Source organism: Hymenobacter sublimis, assembly GCF_023101345.1.
Classification (GTDB): Bacteria; Bacteroidota; Bacteroidia; order Cytophagales; family Hymenobacteraceae; genus Hymenobacter; species Hymenobacter sublimis.
Window position 1 is genome coordinate 2537542 of record NZ_CP095848.1, and the last position, 21708, is coordinate 2559249.

Consider the following 21708-nt stretch of genomic DNA (forward strand, 5'->3'; position numbering starts at 1 on the left):
TTATCCTATTCGGCTGAAAGGGCCCGTTAGAATAAAGTAGCAGCGCTCCGTTTTTTTGAGCTCTTAGCTGTTTGTACCTCCACAACCGATCATGCGCCACTACAGCGCTCCAGCCGAATTTACACTTTCACACGCAGCCGTATCGTCTGGCCTAGAAAATATTTTCTAGAAATATTCCCACCCCGCGCTACCCCTGCAACCGGGTGCTGCCGCTACCCAGCCAGCGCGTGGGCGGTTATTGCTCATAGGCAAGGTGTTAGAGTGGGCCTGCCGCCGCTGGCCTAGCCCCTACCTCCGGCCCTTACACCAAGGCCTCTGGTTGGAAATACTTTGCTTACGCAAGCCCGTACCAACGCGCGGTAGGCACCAGTCGCTTTCTGCAAGGCAGCTATTCGTCTGCCGGTTGGTACACCAGCACGTAGGCCGGCGGTAGGTTCTGCAGCACGTGGGTCTCGGTTAGGGCACGGAAAAACCGGGCAAACAGCTTCTTATTTTGGAGCGAGTATTGAAAGAGAATCAGCTTGCCGGCCGGAGCTAGCAGCTGCCGGGTATGCTCCAGAATACGCCACCCCAGCCGCCGGGGCAACGACGAAAAGGGCAAGCCGCACACCACATAGTCCGGTTGGGGTAGCCCCAGCCGGCGGAGGTAGTCCCCGGTTTGGTCGGCTGAGCCATGCAGCACGTGCACGTCGGCGTGGCTGGCGTAGCGCTGCTGCAGCAACTGGCAGAACCGCCGGTTTACCTCCACGAGCACCAGGGCAGTGCCGGCTTTGCGCCGCTTCATCAGGACCTCAGTGAAAACTCCCGTTCCGGGTCCGTACTCCACAATACAGGTAGCCGTATCGAAATCGATAGGCTCCATTACCTTGTCGGTTAGGGCTTGTGAGCTGGGTACCAAAGACCCCACCGTGGCCGGATTTCGAAAGAACTCTTCGACAAAGGAAGAAAGCATAAGCCGCACCGGCTGGAAAAGGAAATAACGCGCGAACCGGTTGCTGGTTGTACGGAGGCAACTCGATTCAGGCTACCACATAAGGCCGTTTCTCTCCGGTATAAGCAGGGCAAACAGCAAAAGCGGAAACGAGGAACTGTCATTCCCAGCGAGGCGAAGAAGCTGGGGCAAGCCCTTGCATGGCGAGGCCAGCCGCTGTTTTTAATACTGCCTCGTGAAAATACAGGCGGAACAGAGCCCTCATACCGAGAGCTGACACTTCCCCGACTGACGTTGCCAATCTACCCTCGTGGTTCAAGCGAGGCGGCTCGGTACTGCTCTATATGAGTGGGCCGTATTACGCTGGAAATCAGTTTACTTCAGTCACTTGTTTAGCCTATTGCGAAAGTACCTACCTACGGCGGTAACCCTAAGCCTGTACCATGTAAATACCCGGGAAGAACATATAGGCCTTCGGAGTTATTTATAATTATTTCACTTTTAAATATTACTTTTATAATTACTATTTACACGACAACTCGTCCCGCCCCATGCGCCACAGCCATTCTGCCTTGATTTTCTTGCTGCTTTCCTGCTGGCTTCACGCCCCCGCCTCGGCTACTAGCGGGGGCCAGCCGCCGCGCAAGGAGCCTGCCATTACGCGCATCGGCAGTATTCAGGGTAGTGCGGGGGCGGCCAAGCCGGGCAGCTACACCATTCAGGCCATCGTGACGGGGATATATCCGGGCCTGACGCCAGGAGGATTTTACGTGCAGGAAGCCGCCGCTGCTTCCGATGGCAACCCCGCCACCTCCGATGCCCTGTTTGTGGTGCAGCCGGAAACCAAAGTAGCCCTGGGCGACAAAGTGCAGCTAACCGGAACCGTGCAGGAAGCTGGGGCCGCGCCCTCCTTCGATCAGGCCGTGCTCACCGAGGCTACCGTTACGGTACTCTCCAGCGGCAATGCGCTGCCCGCCTTCACTACCCTGCCGCTGCCCCCCTACTCCGGGGCGGCCTTGGAGCGCTACGAGGGCATGCGGGTGCAGTTTCCGGTACCACTCACCGTTTCCGACGTGTACACCCTGCGCCAGCGCGGCGAGCTGACCCTCACTACCGGCGGGCCCGTGTATCAACCCACCCAGTTTATTGACCCAAACGACGACCCCGCCACCGGCACCCGGAGCACCGGCACCAGCAACCTGGCGGCCATCAATGCCTACCAAGCTGCCAACCTCGACCGCTCCATTCTGCTGGACGATGGCAGCGCGGCCACCAACCCTACCCCCGTTCCCTTCCTCGACCCCACCCTGCGCACCGTTCGGGTGGGTAGCACCGTGGCCCAGCTGCGCGGCATTCTGGGGTATGGCTTCGGGAAGTGGCGGGTGCAGCCCCTGCCCGGCCCCGACGCCCCGGCCCTGGTGGTTACGCGCCCACCCGTGCCCGTATTTGGGCCCCTCGATGTGAAAGTAGCCAGCTACAACGTGCTCAACTACTTCAACGGCGACGGGGCCGGCGGCGGGTTCCCGACCCCACGCGGAGCCAAAACGCCCGCCGACTTCGTCCGTCAGCGCAGCAAAATCATTCAGGGGCTGGTTCAGATGAACCCGGACATCATTGGCCTCACGGAAATTGAAAACGATGGCACGGGCCCGGCTTCCGCCATTCAGGACCTGGTGAACGGCCTCAACCAAGCCCAGGGCCCCGGCACGTACGCTTTCGTGAACGACGGTGGAACTACCCAGCAGCCGAACAATACGGATGTCATTCGGTGCGCTATTATTTACAAGCCGGCCGTGGTGGCGCCGCTTGGGGAGGCGCGGGTAGCTACGGTAACGGGCGTATTTGAGCGGCCACCCCTGGCCCAGGTGTTTACCACCCGCCGCAAGGCCCGCCCCGATACGCTGGCCGTTGTCATCAACCATTTCAAGTCCAAGGGCAGCGGCACGGGCGTCAATGCTGACCAAAACGACGGCCAGGGCGGCTCCAACGACCGGCGCCGGAATCAGGCCAATGCCCTGGTGCAGTTCGTGAATACCACCGTGGTACCGGCCGGCACTAAGCGGGTCGTCTGCATTGGCGACTACAACGCCAACTACGAGGAAGACCCCATTGACATCATGCGGGCTGCGGGGCTGGTCGTTGTGACGCCGCCCACCAGCGCCTCCTACGTCTTCAAGGGCCTCACCGGCTCCCTCGACCACTGCATCGTTACGTCCAATATGGTGGGGTTTATCGACGTGCACAAGTGGAACATCAACTCCGGGGAGCCGCTTTTTCTGCAGTTCGATGTGGCCGGCGCGGCCACCGACGTAAGCACCCCCTTCCGCTCCTCTGACCACGACCCGGTGCTCATTGGCGTAAACTTCGCCGGCATTACCCCCGCCAATATGAACACGCCCCGTTTGTTTGTGTACCCCAAGCCCGCCGCGGGCGGCCGCACCTTTACCCTGGCTGACCTGCCTAAAAACATTGGCCCACTCACGCTGGAAGTGCTTCTGCCCCAGGGCATACCCATGCTTCGCCTGCACGGCTCCGGTAGCCTGCTTCAGGCCGAGCTCAACCGCTACACCGGCCACTTGGCCCCCGGCATTTACGAGGTGCGCCTGCAAGGCCGCAACCTCAACCGCACCCAGCGGGTGATGAAAGAGTAAGCTGCGAGCAGGATTGTTAGTGAGCCTCTGGCTAGTGGTGATAATAACTGTCTTATCAGGCTGCGTAGACAGTAACGGAAAGAACGTCATGCTTCGCTGCGCTCGGCATGACGTTCTTTTTGCCTAAACATTCTTACTATCTATACAGCCTAGGTGCATAGCAATCAGCAGGCTTCTGCCAACTTATTTAGAAAGCTGTATTATTAATGCGCAGCTTGAAATACTTATTTTTTTAGTATTCCCATTTGTTTACCTAAAATATTCTCCATCTTGGGAGCTCTTCATTCTATTATAGTTAGCGAGCTTCTATGCGCTTGAGCCTATACCTCACAGCCGGTAAACCATTGCCTTTTGACCACTTGCCTACGCTTAAGGGCGCGTTTCACCGGTGGCTAGGTCATAATGACGAACTGCACAATGGCCTCTCCCTTTATTCCCTGTCGTGGCTGCGCGGTGGCCAAGCCGGGCGCAACGGCTTACAGTATCGAAACGGTGCCCATTGGTCTATTTCCGCCCACGACCCGCAGCTGATTCATCAACTTGTCGGCGGTGTCATCCGGGAGCCGGACTTGGGCCTGGGCCTCACCGTCCGCGACGCGCGCCTCATTACGCCACCCCAGTTCCAAGATGGCGAGCAGTGGTTGCGGGTGCTGAGTCCCGTGTTTGTAAAGTGGGAGGTTGAAGCCGGCAAACCCGCTGACCACCTCACGTACGAAGACCCGCGCGCCGACGAGTTGCTCACGGCCACCCTGCGCCACAAGCTCCGTCAAGCCGGCCTCGACGACACCGGTGCCGCCGTCCGCTTCGACCGGCACTATGCTGGGGCTAAAACCAAGCTTTTCCGTTATAAGGCCGTGCAGTGCCGCGCCAGTCAGTGCCCCGTCATCGTAACCGGCACCGCTGAGCAAATCCGCTTTGCCTGGTGCGTGGGCGTAGGCCATAGCACGGGGCTGGGGTGCGGGGCGCTGGAATAGATTTTACACGATTTATTGATTTTGTGATATGCTTTACGCGGTAAAGTACACTGGCCCTTTTGGCTACCTCAAGCCTTGGACGGCGGTAAGAGATGGAGAGACCTATTCCCAACAGTTTCTCACCCCTTCTGTAATTGAAGGAATGCGCCAGAAGTTAGGGGTGGCGCAGATTCTACGGCACCGGCTGAGCTATGATACCTTGAGCCAACAGCAAGAGGTAGTTCATGCGCGGGCTTTCAAAGAAGAAAAGCGTACGGGTCGGATTCTGGGGCGTGACCGGGGGATCCTACTACGTAATGTGCTGCTAAATCCGGTGCTGCACCTGGCTTTCTCGACGCGAGAAGATGCTGAACGAGCAGCGCGACAACACTTGTGCCTTTGTCGTAACGAGGACCTTGTACTGCCCACGGGGCCAATACAAGAGCTTTCCCAGGAAGGGTTTGAGGCCCTGGACGGATTCGAGCTGCACTTTACTGAAGACGGCACCAGTGAAGGAAGCTTTCTAGTTGGCTTCAACCGCTTCACTGGCAACGCGCCAATGTACGGGCAGCTTTCCATCACGGGCCGCGCGGTTCGTTATCTGCCGCAGTCATGAGTGCATCTGTTACTGCGCTGCGGGCTAAAAGTCCCGAAAATGGCGGTTTGCTGCTCGCCGACCATCTGCTTCACGTAGCCGAAGCCGCCGAAGCCATTGCACATGGCCGAAATCTTAATCCGGAACTGGCTCGGCTTGGGGGCTTGCTACATGACATTGGCAAAGCTCATCCTGAGTTTCAGCGCCGCCTAACTGCTAAGCGTACCCCGGCCGACAAACCTTTTCGGCACGAGTTGGCGTCGTTATTCTTCCTGCCCCTATTGCCTCAGATACAATGGGAGCCGCTATTTGACATGTTGGTAGCGCACCATAAATCATTGGCTCGCGACTCATCAGGCTATGGCTTGTATGATTTCGACCAGATGGGCGAGAACTTTGAGAAAACGCATCTGGACGCGCCAGCCCAGCGGTGGGAAGAATGGTCGGGGCCGGCGTTGGCGGTCCTGACGGAAGTAGGAATAGCCACAAAACCCATCAGCCGAGCAGAAGCCTTAACAGCATTTGAATGGTGTACGGAGCGCGCCTACGCGCTGATTGAAGGCCGGGTACTGGGCTGGTCGCCGTGGAAAGGACTACTGGTGGCAGCTGACCATCTGGCCTCAGCCCTGCAGCAGCGCACCACACTGGCTCTGCCACGCTTATTCCGCTCGCCCGATTTGGCGCCCTTTGCTGGGACGCATCCGCTTTATCCCTTATCAACCAAGCAAACTACCGACGAGGGCAAGCCACACACGCTGGTAACGGCGCCTACCGGCGCAGGCAAGACAAACTACCTGCTGCGCCGTTGCCGGGGACGGGTGTTTTATACGTTGCCGTTTCAGGCTTCTATCAATGCCATGTGGCGCCGCATTGGGGAAGCGTTGCAGGAGCAGGAAGTAGATGTGCGGCTACTACACGGCTCGTCGCGGGTAGTAGCATACCAAGCTAAAGAGGAAGAAAAAGCCCTGCAGGACAAAGTAGGGGCAGCTGTGAAGGTGCTTACGCCGCACCAGCTGATGGGCATCGTGTTTGCCACGCGAGGCTATGAGAGTTTACTGCTTGACTTGCAAGGCGCTGATGTTATCCTGGACGAGATTCACACTTACGGCGCCCTTACCCAAGCCATTCTGTTCCGGTTGGTGGAGGCGCTACACGGTATCGGCTGCCGGGTCCACGTAGGCACGGCTACCATGCCCACAGCTCTTTACGACCAGGTACTAGCGCTGCTTGGTGGGCCGGAGGCCACGCGCATCACCACCCTTACCGAAGAAGAGCTGGACACCTATGACCGCCACACTGTGCACAAGCTACCCGATTGGGACGCAACTCGCGCCGTGCTGGCGGAGCAGTTGCAGGCCGGCGCTAAGGTGCTAATTGTGCGTAACCGGGTAAAGGACGCCCAACAGCTTTACCACGACTTGCAGGAGCTATACCCGGACACGCCCAAGATGCTGCTCCACAGTCGGTATCGTCGGATGGACCGGGCCGAGCTTGAAAATCAATTAAAAAAGGAGTTTGACGAGCAGCCGGGCCCTTGTATCGTGGTAGCCACGCAGGTAGTGGAAGTAAGCCTGGATATCAGCTTTGATTGCATGCTGACCGATACGGCCCCTGTTGATGCCTTGGTCCAGCGTTTCGGGCGCGTAAACCGCCGTCGGCTGGAGCCGGCGCAACGTAAGCTGCAACCTGTGTACGTAGTGGCCCCACCCACGACCAAAACGGCTGCCCGACCCTATGACGTGGACGTACTGCAACGCACCTACGACCTGCTACCCGACCAAGGCATTGTATTGCGCGAGCGGGACTTGGCCGGCTTGATTGATGCCGTGTACCCCACAGTAGAACTGACCTCGCTGGACGGCTTCGCCCGCTTTCGTAATGGCCAGTTTTTGTTGCCGCTGCTCACCCACGAACCGAAGTCGGTGCTGCTGGATTTGCTGGAAATTGATTCAGTTACGGGCGTGTGGCTGCGAGACTACGAAGCTTATTCACAGGCCTCGCCCGACGAGCGGCCCCGCTTTGAAATTCCGCTGAACTACCGGGATGCTCAACGAGCCAAACTGCGCCAGCACCCGCACGGCAACAATCCCTATCTGATTGATGAGCAAGCCTACTCACCCGAAACAGGCCTGCACATGGAGCGGCTGCTAGCCGAAACCGGCTATGAATTCCTTTAATCCACTTCGCCGATGATTACTGCCGTTATCGGCCGCCAGTTTCTGGCCGCCTACAATGCCGCCCACGGACTCAGCCTAAGTGTGGCTGAATATTTCGAGGAACGGTTTATCCCGCTGTTTTTCGACCACCCAAAGTATATCATGCATGGCGGTAATTCCCGGCTCAGTAATCCACCCTTCAAAAAAGGCCAATATCCTGATGCTACCGACCGCAACAAACGCATTGGTGAGTTGCTGAAATTTATTCGGGAAGACCCGGCAGGCTCAAGCCCGGTAGGTTTTCCGAGTACTGACGTGCTGGCTACTACATCGGGGCAAGTAAGTGGAGCCACCATGCCTATTTCGGCTGATGAGGTAATGCTTTCGTGGGTGGGAGGCGCATTAGGCGTGGGTGTACAGGGCGCTTTGTCGCTGCTGATACCCGTGCCGGAAGTGCTGCTGGCTTTGGAGCAAGGCTGGCACGTATATCGTCGCTTGCTCACGGACCGCCACGAACTGCGTCCTAACCAAGTGAACACTTGGAATGGCCAGTGGCTACGCAGTTATAATGCAAGCTTAGGAGCCCAGAATGGAGAACTGTTGCCTGCTGATGCTTTTTCGGTTGACAAAGGCATCATGAGCGCCGAAACTGCGCCCTGGACGGATGTGCTGCTGTCCTTGGTGAAACTGCTGCCGCCCACGGCTCGCACCCAAACCGTGTACGTGTACAACCTTGGCCAAACCAACACGACCGTGGGCTTCGTGCCCGTGGATTTGATGGGCATTCGTAAGCCGTTCGACTTATACCGGAAGTTATTTGGGGAGGGTGAATACACCAGCAACCGCAGCTTTATTCAGAATCTGTTTGGGTCGGGCTTCGGCTTCCGCAAAGCCTGTCAAGCCGGCGCCATCGGTACCTACGCTCTGCTGCCGAAGGGCCTGCGCGGCTTGATGCCCGCCACCAAGCCCGGCGAAAAAACCAAACTTCCCGATTACAGCAAAAACGACAATTCGCTCTTAGTTACTTACCACGTTTACATTTCCTGGTTACTCGCCATGCTCAATGATGAAACCCTTTGGTCGCGCGCGGAAGAAGCTGCCGACCTGCTGGTGCTGCACAGAAGTGCCGGCAAAAAACTCAGCCGCGGCAATGCTAATGCGGTAGATGACGTGTTGCAGGCGGGCAACCGCCGCAATTTCATTGCTGCCCTCACTACGGTGGTAGAAAATGCCCCAACCGACACGCTCGACAAGTTCAAGAGTCTGGCGCAGCGTGTGGATACCATGCCGCCCGACAACTTTCCCTATTTCCTGACGCTGGTGCGGTTCTGCTACGCGCTGGCTGACCGTCAACAGGCGGCTACTCCCGCGTAATCAACTCTTGGTCTTTAGTCTTTACTTTTTTCTATATGAATTCTTTTCTCTACCTCCGGGGCCTCAAGTCTGCTTCGCACACTGTGTTTGGCGTCAGCCAGGGACAGAAATATTACTACGACCCGCAATTTTCTACCCGAATGCCTTATTCCAGCGGCCAACAGGTGAAACGCTCGGTGCTGGAAGTATTTTTAGCGGAATTAGGCCTGTCGCCCGCACCCGTTACGTTCGTGTCCAACCTCGATAAGAACGGCAAGCTTGGCGAAGGTGAACCGTGGTCGGCATGCGACCCGCGGCACCCTGACCAACTCGTTGGCGGCTGGATGCGAGCCCAAAAAGGTGGTGACAACCGCACGTTGAAAAGGCGTAGCCCACTTTCTATCTCGGCCATGCGCCCCCTGCATCCTTTGCTAGCCGGCATGAGCAGCGAGAACATCACGTTTGACCGCAGCGACCGGCCTACTCTACACAAGGTCATTGTGCGGGACGCCGATAATAAGGAGTTAAGCGAGGAAGAACTAGCTGCTTTGTTAAAAGGTACCGACCGGAGCGTGTTGCGGAAGTGGATTCCTGAAAATACCCGCGCCAGTGGCCTATTCGTGTATGATGTAGCCGTGGACATGCGCACCCTGTTTTGCGTGTCGACCAACGACACGGAGCCGGAAGTGACGCCCGCCATTCGCGAAGCCCTGCAAGCTACTGGGTGGCAACCGGGCGTGAATTCCTTCGGACCGTGCCTAGTGTGCCCGCCGGAGCAGCGCGAGAAGCTAATTCCCGCTCTGGCTAAAGCCCTGCTCGACTGGCGCATTCTCACCAACCAAAGTCGCACGTTTGATTTGATGAAGACGTTGGCCGTTGCCGTTTCCGACAACGCCAACGCCATCGGGGCCGCCATCCGGGCGAAGCTGGTACCCGAATCAGAAGGCAGCGAGCGGCCGAAAGCTCGCCCTGTGCTCGAACAAGTAAATGGCGTGGACTTGTTTATTACGCCTAGCGCCGCCGAATACGTCTTTACGGAAGAAGAACGCGCCGATGCGCTATCTGACGCCGAGCAAGAAATAGCACGCCGGCTGCGGGCATTCAGCTACGAGCAGCAAGTATAAACCCCATCAGCTATCCTGGCTCTGCTTCGCGTGGAGCCAGGATTCTTTTTTGCTTCTATGCGCACCATCACCGCCACCCACGTCAAGTACTACCACGTCTGCCACCGCAAACTGTGGCTGTTCGACCGTGATTTGTGGATGGAGCATACCTCCGAGGCCGTAGCGGGCGGCGAGCTATTACACCAGACAGCTTACCCACAGCGGGCTGAGCGGTATAAGGAAGTCAGTATTGGCGGCAGCAAGATTGATTTCTATGATCCGCATCGGCGTGTTATTCACGAAATCAAAACATCGCAGAAGCTAGAAGAATCACACATTGCTCAACTCAAGTACTATCTCTGGCTGCTGGAGGAAGCCGGCGTGGAAGGCCCTACGGCCCTATTGGAATACCCGAAGCTTCGTCAAACGCTGGCCGTTGCTCTCACCCCTGCTGACCGGGCAGATATTCCGCAATGGCTAACTCGTATTCAGCAGCTGCAATCCGATAACACGCCTTGTCCGCCTACTATCAATAAGCCTTTCTGCCGACAGTGTAGTTACTACGAGTTTTGCTATGTGGGCGAGTGAGTGGTACAATAGGGCTAGGTGTCTGGTTTTATGTGAAATGAGATTTGTGCCGCCTTTCTAAAAGGAATCAGCTTAATTAATGATATGAGGAAGACATACTATCTGTTCAATCCTGGCCGGTTGAGCCGGAAGGACAATACTTTACAATACACCGCTTACGATGAGCAAGGCTTACCCGGACAAGTGAAGTATTTGCCCATAATGGATGTGGCAGATCTCTACGTGTTCGGTTCACTCGATGCTAACTCCAGCCTCTACAACTTCCTAGGTAAGAACGGCGTCTCAGTGCACTTTTTCGACTACTACGAGCACTATACCGGTTCGTTCATGGCCAAGGAGTACCTGCTGGCAGGCAAGCTTCAGGTGCAGCAAACTCAACATTACACGTCTAAAACCAAGCGCATTGCTCTCGCCCGCAAGTTTGTGGAGGGTTCCGCGTTCAATCTACTCAAGAACCTACGTTATTACCAGAGCCGCGGCCGGGACGTAGCCGCTCACATCGATCAGATAGAGGGCTACGTGGCTGCCCTACCGTTCGCCAATGCCGTACCTGAGCTCATGGGGCTGGAAGGCAACATTCGTCAGACCTACTACAGCGGCTTCGACCGGCTGGTACCTACCGATTACGCTTTCGGCACGCGTACCACTCAACCGCCTCAAAACGAACTTAACGCACTTATGTCGTTTGGCAACATGCTCTGCTACTCGGCCTGTCTTTCGCAGATCTATCATACGCAGCTCAACCCTACCATTAGCTTTTTGCACGAGCCTGGTACTCGCCGGTTCTCGCTGGCCTTAGATCTTGCTGAGATTTTCAAGCCCCTGCTAGTAGATCGTCTGATTTTCCGGGTACTCAACAAGCGAGAAATTCGCCCCAATGATTTTGTGCAGGACCTAGGCCGCTGCGTACTGAAAGAACCCGCGAAGAAAACTGTGGTACGCGTTTTTGAAGAGCGCCTGAAGGAAACAATTCAACACCGTAGCCTCAAGCGTAGCGTCAGTTACCAGCACTTAATCAAGCTTGAGTGCTACAAGCTCACTAAGCACTTAATGCAGATGGAAGAATACAAACCCTTTAAAGCGTGGTGGTAAGATGTATGTATTGCTGGTATATGATATCCGCGAGAAGCGCGTGGGCAAAATGCTCAAACTCTGTCGTCGCTACCTAAATTGGATTCAAAACTCGGTTTTCGAGGGCGAAATAACCGAAGTAAAACTTAAGGAGTTACTGGCCAAAGCCCATAACTTCCTAGATACTGACGAAGACAGCGTATTAATTTTCAAAAGTCGTAGTCAGCAGTGGCTGGAAAAGCAGGTAGTGGGCCAGGAAAAGAACAAGTTGGACACGTTTTTATAAGTGAAATAGGTCGTCGGTGCACTGGTTGATCGTATTATTTGAGCATTAATCACACAGTACAAAGTATAAGTCTTTGATTTCCAGTAGTCGTCGCTAACCCAGGAAAATCATAGGATTGCCATGCGACGACTTTACGTTACCATTTGATGAGTAAAGTATTAGCTTTGAATTTCACCAGCGGCCTTTTTGCCACGGCTTTCAATCGGACTGTGTGGAATTGAAATAGCCAACCGATGCAGCCGAGTAGCGAGGTCGAATCCCTTTCAATCGGACTGTGTGGAATTGAAATACATCAATTTCGAGGACGCCTCGGCTGATGCTCCCATCTTTCAATCGGACTGTGTGGAATTGAAATGCGAAATACAAGGCCGAGAAATTCAGCGCCGTGCGCCTTTCAATCGGACTGTGTGGAATTGAAATCGTGTGCGCTGGGTGTGGTATCTCGTTTCACCAGGCTTTCAATCGGACTGTGTGGAATTGAAATTGCAGGTTAGCTGGCAGTTGATGGGTGTAGGCTTCGACTTTCAATCGGACTGTGTGGAATTGAAATCTCCAACCGCGTAGTAGCTGGCACGGGCACCCGCGGCTTTCAATCGGACTGTGTGGAATTGAAATACGATCTGGAAGATGTGGACGCGGGCACGGGTAGCTCTTTCAATCGGACTGTGTGGAATTGAAATACAGCCGCGGGGTGCTGCACGAGCTGTACTACGACGCTTTCAATCGGACTGTGTGGAATTGAAATTTTGCAGGGCCGTTTCTAAGGCTCTCAAGCGCGTTTCTTTCAATCGGACTGTGTGGAATTGAAATTGCATTGTTTGGGGCTGGGGCTAGAACGCCGCGCCGCTTTCAATCGGACTGTGTGGAATTGAAATCCGCGTACCATTGAAAGGCAGGCGACTTCATACCGCCTTTCAATCGGACTGTGTGGAATTGAAATGACTACGATTGCAGCTACCACCCACCAACGCCACGGCTTTCAATCGGACTGTGTGGAATTGAAATGGTCTGGGTCCGGATCGGTCACTACAGGACACGCAGCTTTCAATCGGACTGTGTGGAATTGAAATATACCCCGGCTGATGGAGTTAACCCTTTTGCCGAAAACTTTCAATCGGACTGTGTGGAATTGAAATGTGGAACTGCCCGCAGGTACGGCGGATGTCGAGGTGTACTTTCAATCGGACTGTGTGGAATTGAAATACCCCATCGGGTGGGACAGCTTGCGCTACGTGTTTCCTTTCAATCGGACTGTGTGGAATTGAAATCCGAGCAAGCCTTGCCAGACCGCCGGTTCAAACCACTTTCAATCGGACTGTGTGGAATTGAAATGGGTGTACGTACACGTGCCGTCGTCCTGGGTGGCGTCTTTCAATCGGACTGTGTGGAATTGAAATACTTTGAAAATCAATAGAGGTAGCAAGTCGCGCTGCTTTCAATCGGACTGTGTGGAATTGAAATGTACTACATTCGTGCCGCCGAGTTGCTCGCTGGTGACTTTCAATCGGACTGTGTGGAATTGAAATGGCTTTACGGTGGTCAATGGTTTGTCGCGCCGGTACCTTTCAATCGGACTGTGTGGAATTGAAATTGCACCGGGAGTTATCGGGTGTGCTACGCGGGCTGGCTTTCAATCGGACTGTGTGGAATTGAAATAGGTAGGTGAGCAGCGGTAGGTGCACGAGTTGCTGGCTTTCAATCGGACTGTGTGGAATTGAAATGAGCACGGCACCTGAGAATACTGCCCTGAGATGTCCCTTTCAATCGGACTGTGTGGAATTGAAATAATATATGGAAGGTAAAAATGAACATCATGCAGGCACTTTCAATCGGACTGTGTGGAATTGAAATAGCTAAAGGCTTCTGGGATGTAACGCCACCAAAAGGCTTTCAATCGGACTGTGTGGAATTGAAATGAAGTAGGCGGGGAACTGTTCGGTGTGTAGCCCCGCTTTCAATCGGACTGTGTGGAATTGAAATTCGAGGCAATGCGGCTCGGCGTGCCCGGACCGGTGTCTTTCAATCGGACTGTGTGGAATTGAAATTGCTGGCTGCCGGCCTGATCCAGCAGCCCAGCAAGCCTTTCAATCGGACTGTGTGGAATTGAAATTAAGAGTAGCCCTAAGGATGGAGGTGTAACCACCATACTTTCAATCGGACTGTGTGGAATTGAAATGGGTAAAGCCGAACTCGGCGATGGTTTTTGCAACAGCCTTTCAATCGGACTGTGTGGAATTGAAATTCACGGAAATGAGTAGATTTTCCAGAACAGGAACTACTTTCAATCGGACTGTGTGGAATTGAAATAGGGGGAGAAATTAGCCGATTGGTTTACGCGCATCACCTTTCAATCGGACTGTGTGGAATTGAAATTCGATTCCATGGGCGCGATGTGCTTTTTCGAGCGCACTTTCAATCGGACTGTGTGGAATTGAAATAAGACAGCCAGGGCACGCGCTCAGAAACGACAGCTACTTTCAATCGGACTGTGTGGAATTGAAATGCCTGCTCGCCGGAGCGGAAGCTGAACCGTCAACTCCTTTCAATCGGACTGTGTGGAATTGAAATCTTTTACCGGCATTTCTGCTGCGGTTACGCTTCTCCTTTCAATCGGACTGTGTGGAATTGAAATTAGAGAATCGTGCTCATAGCTTAGGCGCCCTTGCGCCTTTCAATCGGACTGTGTGGAATTGAAATAATGACCCACGCCGAAATCGTCGCCTACCTCGAAGCCTTTCAATCGGACTGTGTGGAATTGAAATCGTGTTGGCAGTCGGCAATGATACTACGACGCTCAATCTTTCAATCGGACTGTGTGGAATTGAAATGTAGGAGTTCTCATTGAGGTACTCCAAGTACTCAACTCTTTCAATCGGACTGTGTGGAATTGAAATTGCTGCGCCATGTCGTGCCCGAGGGGGAGAAGCTGGCTTTCAATCGGACTGTGTGGAATTGAAATAGCAGCATCTTCGACGGGGAAAGCCAATTTCAGACCTCTTTCAATCGGACTGTGTGGAATTGAAATTATAACTGGTGCCTACTGGTACTGTCATGGAACTACTTTCAATCGGACTGTGTGGAATTGAAATAACCGCCCCGACTGCTACAACGGTCGGGGCGGTTTACTTTCAATCGGACTGTGTGGAATTGAAATTAATGGTTTCATCTAGGGTGATGCGCGTAAACCAACTTTCAATCGGACTGTGTGGAATTGAAATTCGCAAAGCCTCTTCGCTCGGAGGGCTGATTAGCGACTTTCAATCGGACTGTGTGGAATTGAAATTAGTTGCAAGCTCGGCAGCTTGAGTTTCGGCCACACCTTTCAATCGGACTGTGTGGAATTGAAATTCGGCAAGCGTATTGCTGTGCCCCAGCAAGAAGGCCTTTCAATCGGACTGTGTGGAATTGAAATGTGGTAGGTGCGGACGTCGTGGGTACCGTCAGGATCTTTCAATCGGACTGTGTGGAATTGAAATGTGGTCTTGGTTTCCTCGTTTCCAACCAGAGCACTGCTTTCAATCGGACTGTGTGGAATTGAAATAGGTAGCGGCCGAGCCAGTTGTGGGTTGATTTAGCCTTTCAATCGGACTGTGTGGAATTGAAATGCTGATGCTGAGCCTAAAGCAAGCCGTAACGGATGCTTTCAATCGGACTGTGTGGAATTGAAATTAGCGTGTACCAGGTGTTCAGCACCGTGTCCACTGGCTTTCAATCGGACTGTGTGGAATTGAAATGCGCTGGTTCAGCCAGAGGTCGAAGCAAAACCCAAACTTTCAATCGGACTGTGTGGAATTGAAATACCTGCTCGAAGCCCTGGCCCTGCGCCTCGACCACCCTTTCAATCGGACTGTGTGGAATTGAAATTAGGTGGTGGTGGTAAACTCGTCGCCCGCCTCGGAGCCTTTCAATCGGACTGTGTGGAATTGAAATAAGCAGTGCCCGCCACCCGTAACCAACCCCACACCACTTTCAATCGGACTGTGTGGAATTGAAATTATTACTATTGGCGGCGTTCGCGCGACGTATTCCACCTTTCAATCGGACTGTGTGGAATTGAAATAGGTGTAGCCCTTGTAGTGGCCGCACTCACTGGAGACGCTTTCAATCGGACTGTGTGGAATTGAAATGTCTATTGTCTCTAGCGGCTTGTGGTGGTGGTTCTTCTTTCAATCGGACTGTGTGGAATTGAAATTGATGGTAATGCGGTCGGTGCCTTCGCGCTGTTGCACTTTCAATCGGACTGTGTGGAATTGAAATGATTAAACACGGGCAGCTTATTGCGTTGGCGGTCAACTTTCAATCGGACTGTGTGGAATTGAAATGCGGGCTTCCGCCAGGTAGCGTAACAGGTCGCTAGTGCTTTCAATCGGACTGTGTGGAATTGAAATTCGCAACGGCCTCTGCCTTTGCAGCATCGGCTAATTCTTTCAATCGGACTGTGTGGAATTGAAATGTGGTAGCAGCTAGGTTGCCGGTGCCGCTTAACGCACTTTCAATCGGACTGTGTGGAATTGAAATAGGTGACAGTAGCCGAAGCCGCCGCGGGTGCGCAAGCTTTCAATCGGACTGTGTGGAATTGAAATTAGAATGGCCGCTACCTCACTAGGTTTTCCTTGGTCGCTTTCAATCGGACTGTGTGGAATTGAAATTGGTAGGGCTATTGTCGGAGGCATCGTACTCGCGCTACTTTCAATCGGACTGTGTGGAATTGAAATGTTAGTAGCCGCGAGGTAGGCAAGTAAAGTACTTGCCTTTCAATCGGACTGTGTGGAATTGAAATTAATCAAGGAACTGCGGGGTACCCTTAAGACCGTCGCTTTCAATCGGACTGTGTGGAATTGAAATATGCCGGCCCCCTTCCGAAGCACCGGCACCCGGTCCTCTTTCAATCGGACTGTGTGGAATTGAAATATTTACAGCGTCTAGCCGAACAACTTTCAATGGGTACTTTCAATCGGACTGTGTGGAATTGAAATAGGGGTAAGATACGAGAAAACGCCCACCGACGTACCTTTCAATCGGACTGTGTGGAATTGAAATGCAAGACGGTGGGGTATGAGCCCCACGCAGTAGTGCCTTTCAATCGGACTGTGTGGAATTGAAATTCAGGCTCCAGCACTTGGTACACATCCCGCTTGTAGACTTTCAATCGGACTGTGTGGAATTGAAATCTCTGCCTCTAGCGCGTCTTCAATCATCCCTGCCGTCTTTCAATCGGACTGTGTGGAATTGAAATTAAGCCCCAGCTTCAGGCTTTCGGCGCCGGCTTTGGCTTTCAATCGGACTGTGTGGAATTGAAATCCCTTGACGGGGGCCGTGCCGACCAGCACGCTCGACTTTCAATCGGACTGTGTGGAATTGAAATTGGTCTTGGAGTTCAAGTACCGCACGGAGAAGGAGGCTTTCAATCGGACTGTGTGGAATTGAAATCCATAAACAGGAAGGCCAGCACGGCGAACAGAGAACCTTTCAATCGGACTGTGTGGAATTGAAATATTGTCGCCAATAAACTCATGGGCGCGATGAGCCGCCTTTCAATCGGACTGTGTGGAATTGAAATTGAATTCTGACAACAGCCCACCCCTTGAAAATATACGCTTTCAATCGGACTGTGTGGAATTGAAATTGCGGGTACGTTGCACCCGCTGGCGCAAGCTCTGGGCTTTCAATCGGACTGTGTGGAATTGAAATACGACTCTATCAACCTCACCACCCTAGTCGAACACCACTTTCAATCGGACTGTGTGGAATTGAAATGCTAGCACAGCCAGTAGGATTAGCGCCGCGCCCATCTTTCAATCGGACTGTGTGGAATTGAAATTCGGAACTTCTTGCTTGGAGCGCCAGAGCTTGCCGTCTTTCAATCGGACTGTGTGGAATTGAAATTAGTTGAACTCCGGCGCGCAGGTGTCGGCCGTCAGCACTTTCAATCGGACTGTGTGGAATTGAAATAGCAGCATTTTCGACGGGGAAAGTCAATTCCAGACCCTTTCAATCGGACTGTGTGGAATTGAAATAAGGTCAACGACAAGGAACTAGGGGCGTCCTACGACTTTCAATCGGACTGTGTGGAATTGAAATCCATCAGGGAAGCTGTAGGTAGAATTCAGCTCGTTTCTTTCAATCGGACTGTGTGGAATTGAAATGTAAGCCAGCATCTTCTTGACTGCCGCTGTTTGTTCTTTCAATCGGACTGTGTGGAATTGAAATCACCGTGGAACGACTGCCCGAACGTAGCGACCCGCCTTTCAATCGGACTGTGTGGAATTGAAATGATACGACGAAAGCCCCGACTAGAACAATCGGGGCTCTTTCAATCGGACTGTGTGGAATTGAAATTGGCGGCGGTGGCTTTCTTGCCAACCGTGCTGACACCTTTCAATCGGACTGTGTGGAATTGAAATATATGTAGTCTTACATCACCCACTCCCATACCCATACTTTCAATCGGACTGTGTGGAATTGAAATGGCACGGTACCCGCCTGGCACATCCTGCCGCCCGGACTTTCAATCGGACTGTGTGGAATTGAAATCGGGTACGGCGGATGTGGAAGTGTACTTCTGCTCTGCTTTCAATCGGACTGTGTGGAATTGAAATATTCGGGTCTTGCCCTACCACAAACATACCCCGCAGCTTTCAATCGGACTGCGTGGAATTGAAATAAGGGTAGTTGGGAACATGAGTAGACCGTCGAACGAATTAACATCGATTGAAGGAAAAACAGATATATGCAGCTTCTACTCAAGTAAAATGCAAGTACGCCGTTAACAGAGAATCCGAGGTCACCTAAGTCCGACCCTGGATAAAACGAGCCAGATGCGGCGCAGTACGGTTTTGCTTGGACGTAATAACATCAGTGGGCGTACCGGCGGCTACTACCTGACCGCCCTCGTCACCGGCGCCGGGGCCGATGTCCAGGACCCAGTCGGAGGCGGCAACCACGCGCATGTCGTGCTCCACCACGATGACGGTATTGCCGGCTTCCACCAAGCCATCCAGTTGGGTGAGCAGCTTTTCCACGTCGGAGGGGTGCAGGCCGGTAGTGGGCTCGTCGAGGATGTAGAGGGAGTTGCCGCGCTGGGCTCGTTGCAGTTCGGTGGCCAGCTTGATGCGCTGGGCCTCGCCGCCCGACAGCTCCGTGGCGGGCTGGCCCAGGCGCAAGTAGCCCAGCCCTACCTCGCGCAACACCGTGAGGGCGCGCTGCACGGTGGGCTCTTCCTCGAAAAATGCCCAGGCGTCGTCCACGGTTAGGCCCAGCACCTCGGCAATGTTCTTGTCGCGGTACGTTATTTCCAGGGTTTTGGCGTTGTAGCGCGCCCCGTGGCAGACGGGGCAGGGCGCGTACACGCTGGGCAGGAACAGCAGCTCCACCATCACGAAGCCTTCACCCTGGCAGTTTTCGCAGCGGCCTTTTGCCACGTTGAAGGAGAAACGGCCGGCGTCGTAGCGGCGCTTACGGGCGGCGGGTGTAGCGGCAAACAGCTTGCGCACGTGGTCGAAGAGGCCGGTGTAGGTAGCCATGTTGGAGCGCGGAGTGCGGCCAATGGGCTTCTGGTCCACGCGCACCAGCCGCTTAATCTGCTCCATGCCGCCTACAATCTTACCTTCGGTTACTGAAGAGAGGGAAGTGAGGAATGAAGAATATTCATCGGAATCTTCATTTTCAACGCCTGATTCAGGATTCTTCATTCCTAATTCCTCCGCTACCAGCTCTACCAGCACCTGGCTTACCAAGCTGGACTTGCCCGAGCCCGACACGCCCGTAACGGTGGTAAATACGCCCAGTGGAAACGCTACCTCAAGCTGCTGCAGGTTGTTGCGCGTGACGCCTTGCAGCCGCAGCCACCCGGCCGGACTGCGGGGTTCCCGCGTCACCGCCTTGGCACCAGCTTCAAACAGAAAGCGCCGGGTCTGGGAGGCAGCAACATCAGCCAAACCAGCCGGCGCACCGCTGTATAGGATTTCCCCGCCCTGCTCCCCGGCGGCGGGGCCCACGTCTACCAGCCAGTCGGCCTGGCGGATAACGTCTAGGTTGTGCTCTACCACGAACAGGGAATTGCCGGCCTGCTTTAAGCTTTTCAGGGCTTTGAGCAGGGCTTCCGTGTCAGAGGGGTGCAGGCCCGCCGAGGGCTCATCGAGCACGTACACTACCCCAAACAAGTTGGAATACAGCTGGGTAGCTAGCCGCAGGCGCTGCAGCTCCCCCGGCGACAGGGTGGGCGTGCTCCGCTCCAGGGCCAGGTAGCCCAGGCCCAGGTCCAGCAGCACCGTCAGGCGGGCGCACAGGTCGGCGGCAATGCGTTGGGCCACGATAACCTGCTCCGGATGGGCCGCATCGTGGGGCTGGCGCGCGGCCTTGCCCTCAGCGAAGGGCCGCAGCAGCTCGGCCACCCGCTTCAGCGGCAACCCTGACATGTCGGCAATATCCAGACCCGCGAATTTTACGGCCAGAGACTCGGGCCGCAGGCGCTTGCCCTGGCAGGTGGGGCATTCGGTGCTGAGCATGTACTGCAGGGCCCGCTTTTTCATGAGGGGGCTCTGGGTGGTGGCGAAGGTGTGCAGCACGTGGCGTTTGGCACTGCTAAAAGTGCCCATGTAGTTCGGGGGCTCCCGGCGCTTGAGGGCCCGTTGGGTTTCCTGGGGCGAATAGCCGGGGTAAACCGGCACCACGGGCTGCTCCTCGGTGAACAGAATCCAGTCGCGCTGCTCCTGGGGCAGCTCCTGCCAAGGCCGGTCCACGTCGTAGCCCAAAGTCACGAGGATGTCGCGCTGGTTTTGGCCGCCCCAGGCCTGGGGCCAGGCCGCAATGGCCCGCTCCCGGATGGTGAGGGAAGGGTCGGGCACCATGCTTTGTTCCGTTACCTCATAGATGCGACCCAGGCCGTGGCAGGTAGGGCAGGCGCCCTCGGGAGTATTGGGCGAAAAGCCTTCGGCGTACACAATGGGCTGCCCGGCGGGGTAGTCGCCGGCCCGGGAGTAGAGCATGCGCACTAGGTTAGAAAGCGTGGTGACGCTACCCACCGAGGAGCGGGTGGTAGGCGTGCCGCGCTGCTGCTGCAGGGCCACGGCCGGGGGCAGGCCTTCAATGGCATCTACCTCGGGCACCGCCATCTGGTGAAACAGCCGGCGCGCGTACGGCGACACCGACTCCAGGTAGCGGCGCTGGGCCTCGGCGTAGAGCGTCCCGAAGGCCAGGGAAGACTTACCCGAGCCCGACACGCCAGTAAACACCACCAGCGCATCGCGCGGAATCTGGACGTCGACGTTTTTGAGGTTGTGTTCCCGCGCCCCGCGCACCTGCACGTAGCCAGTAAAGGTTGGAGGGGTAGGCAAAGAATCCTGTTTGGGCATAGAGAAGGCAGCAGAGGGGTCGTTCTGAAGAGTAAGAAAGAAGCTGAGCGTTCCTGACTAGGCAACGCCTACTTCTCCCCTACCCCCGGAGTGACAATACTACTTCCCGGCCGGCAGGGTTATTCCAGGGGCGGCTCAGCAGCTGGCAGCCGCTCCAGACTCTCCGAGTTCAGGCAGTAGCGCAGCCCGCTTGGCTCGGGCCCATCCGGAAAGACGTGGCCCAGGTGAGCCTGGCAGATGTTGCACAGGGCCTCGATGCGCTGCATGTGGTGGCTTTCGTCGAAGGCGTAGCGGATAAGGTTGCGGGCCACAGGCTGGGTGAAGCTGGGCCAGCCCGACATAGCGTGGTACTTGGTGCTGGAGTCGAAGAGTAGGGTGCCGCAGCCCCGGCAGGCGTACACGCCGGGCTCGTAGGAGCGGCAGTAGGCGTTGCGGTAGGGCGGCTCGGTAGCTTTCTGGCGCATTACCCGGAATTGGGCGAAACTAAGTCGGGCCTGCCACTGGTCCTCCGACAGCTCCAAGCGGCGCGGGGGCTCGGGGTTGCTGTATTTGGCAAATTTAAGCACGTCTATCCAGCGGAGCATACTACCTTTGAGGTCAGGTGTAGAAAGGGAAGTGTTGAGTTTTGTAGGACTTGGACGAAGTTGAACGCGGTGGCTAGCCGTATG

Annotated in this window: 12 protein-coding genes and 1 CRISPR repeat array; of the genes, 9 read left to right on the plus strand and 3 right to left on the minus strand. The window is 55.0% G+C overall.

Translation table 11 applies throughout. The features are described from left to right. Positions 1-388: 388 nt before the first annotated feature. The gene (locus MWH26_RS10605; protein WP_247974254.1) at positions 389-952 is read right to left on the minus strand and encodes a class I SAM-dependent methyltransferase; all 564 of its coding nucleotides are present in this window, start codon (positions 950-952) and stop codon (positions 389-391) included. A 530-nt stretch (positions 953-1482) separates the two neighbouring features. On the opposite strand from MWH26_RS10605, the gene MWH26_RS10610 reads away from it, so the two are divergent. The 9 genes from MWH26_RS10610 to cas2 all read left to right on the plus strand — a co-directional run bounded on the left by MWH26_RS10610 (position 1483) and on the right by cas2 (position 11687). Continuing rightward, on the plus strand, positions 1483-3582 hold the full coding sequence (locus tag MWH26_RS10610; RefSeq protein ID WP_247974255.1) for an ExeM/NucH family extracellular endonuclease: 2100 nt from the start codon (positions 1483-1485) through the stop codon (positions 3580-3582). A 359-nt stretch (positions 3583-3941) separates the two neighbouring features. Further along, positions 3942-4556: a CRISPR-associated endoribonuclease Cas6 gene (locus tag MWH26_RS10615; RefSeq protein ID WP_247974256.1), complete on the plus strand. Its 615-nt coding sequence runs from the start codon at positions 3942-3944 to the stop codon at positions 4554-4556. Positions 4557-4584: 28 nt separating this feature from the next. Further along, on the plus strand, positions 4585-5151 hold the full coding sequence (locus MWH26_RS10620) for a hypothetical protein (protein ID WP_247974257.1): 567 nt from the start codon (positions 4585-4587) through the stop codon (positions 5149-5151). Continuing rightward, on the plus strand, positions 5148-7307 hold the full coding sequence (cas3, locus tag MWH26_RS10625; RefSeq protein WP_247974258.1) for a CRISPR-associated helicase Cas3': 2160 nt from the start codon (positions 5148-5150) through the stop codon (positions 7305-7307). The genes MWH26_RS10620 and cas3 overlap by 4 nt, the downstream gene beginning before the upstream one ends. A gap of 12 nt (positions 7308-7319) precedes the next feature. Continuing rightward, on the plus strand, positions 7320-8660 hold the full coding sequence (locus MWH26_RS10630; RefSeq protein ID WP_247974259.1) for a hypothetical protein: 1341 nt from the start codon (positions 7320-7322) through the stop codon (positions 8658-8660). 35 nt (positions 8661-8695) lie between these two features. Then, positions 8696-9763: a CRISPR-associated protein Cas7 gene (locus MWH26_RS10635; protein WP_247974260.1), complete on the plus strand. Its 1068-nt coding sequence runs from the start codon at positions 8696-8698 to the stop codon at positions 9761-9763. 57 nt (positions 9764-9820) lie between these two features. Then, complete coding sequence (gene cas4 / locus MWH26_RS10640; RefSeq protein ID WP_247974261.1) at positions 9821-10330, plus strand: CRISPR-associated protein Cas4; 510 nt, start codon at positions 9821-9823, stop codon at positions 10328-10330. An 84-nt stretch (positions 10331-10414) separates the two neighbouring features. Next, positions 10415-11422 (plus strand): type I-B CRISPR-associated endonuclease Cas1b, encoded by a 1008-nt coding sequence (cas1b, locus tag MWH26_RS10645; RefSeq protein WP_247974262.1) that lies wholly within the window; start codon positions 10415-10417, stop codon positions 11420-11422. 1 nt (position 11423) lies between these two features. Then, positions 11424-11687, plus strand: a complete 264-nt coding sequence (gene cas2, locus MWH26_RS10650) for a CRISPR-associated endonuclease Cas2 (protein ID WP_247974263.1) — start codon at positions 11424-11426, stop codon at positions 11685-11687. 195 nt (positions 11688-11882) lie between these two features. After that, positions 11883-18351: a CRISPR direct-repeat array (repeat unit 29 nt; unit sequence CTTTCAATCGGACTGTGTGGAATTGAAAT). A gap of 124 nt (positions 18352-18475) precedes the next feature. On the opposite strand, the gene uvrA is transcribed toward cas2, so the two are convergent. Both uvrA and msrB read right to left on the minus strand, forming a co-directional pair. Continuing rightward, on the minus strand, positions 18476-21040 hold the full coding sequence (gene uvrA, locus MWH26_RS10655) for an excinuclease ABC subunit UvrA (RefSeq protein WP_247974264.1): 2565 nt from the start codon (positions 21038-21040) through the stop codon (positions 18476-18478). Positions 21041-21159: 119 nt separating this feature from the next. Beyond that, entirely contained in the window at positions 21160-21624 is a 465-nt protein-coding gene (msrB, locus tag MWH26_RS10660) for a peptide-methionine (R)-S-oxide reductase MsrB (protein ID WP_247974265.1), read from the minus strand. Positions 21625-21708: the final 84 nt, after the last annotated feature.

Bases quoted from the DNA above. Each gene is read 5' to 3' on its own strand.
- msrB (WP_247974265.1), bottom strand. From the start codon at position 21,624: ATGCTCCGCTGGATAGACGTGCTTAAATTTGCCAAATACAGCAACCCC.
- cas3 (WP_247974258.1), top strand. From the start codon at position 5,148: ATGAGTGCATCTGTTACTGCGCTGCGGGCTAAAAGTCCCGAAAATGGC.
- cas4 (WP_247974261.1), top strand. From the start codon at position 9,821: ATGCGCACCATCACCGCCACCCACGTCAAGTACTACCACGTCTGCCAC.
- uvrA (WP_247974264.1), bottom strand. From the start codon at position 21,040: ATGCCCAAACAGGATTCTTTGCCTACCCCTCCAACCTTTACTGGCTAC.
- cas2 (WP_247974263.1), top strand. From the start codon at position 11,424: ATGTATGTATTGCTGGTATATGATATCCGCGAGAAGCGCGTGGGCAAA.
- MWH26_RS10620 (WP_247974257.1), top strand. From the start codon at position 4,585: ATGCTTTACGCGGTAAAGTACACTGGCCCTTTTGGCTACCTCAAGCCT.
- MWH26_RS10605 (WP_247974254.1), bottom strand. From the start codon at position 952: ATGCTTTCTTCCTTTGTCGAAGAGTTCTTTCGAAATCCGGCCACGGTG.
- MWH26_RS10610 (WP_247974255.1), top strand. From the start codon at position 1,483: ATGCGCCACAGCCATTCTGCCTTGATTTTCTTGCTGCTTTCCTGCTGG.
- MWH26_RS10635 (WP_247974260.1), top strand. From the start codon at position 8,696: ATGAATTCTTTTCTCTACCTCCGGGGCCTCAAGTCTGCTTCGCACACT.
- MWH26_RS10630 (WP_247974259.1), top strand. From the start codon at position 7,320: ATGATTACTGCCGTTATCGGCCGCCAGTTTCTGGCCGCCTACAATGCC.
- cas1b (WP_247974262.1), top strand. From the start codon at position 10,415: ATGAGGAAGACATACTATCTGTTCAATCCTGGCCGGTTGAGCCGGAAG.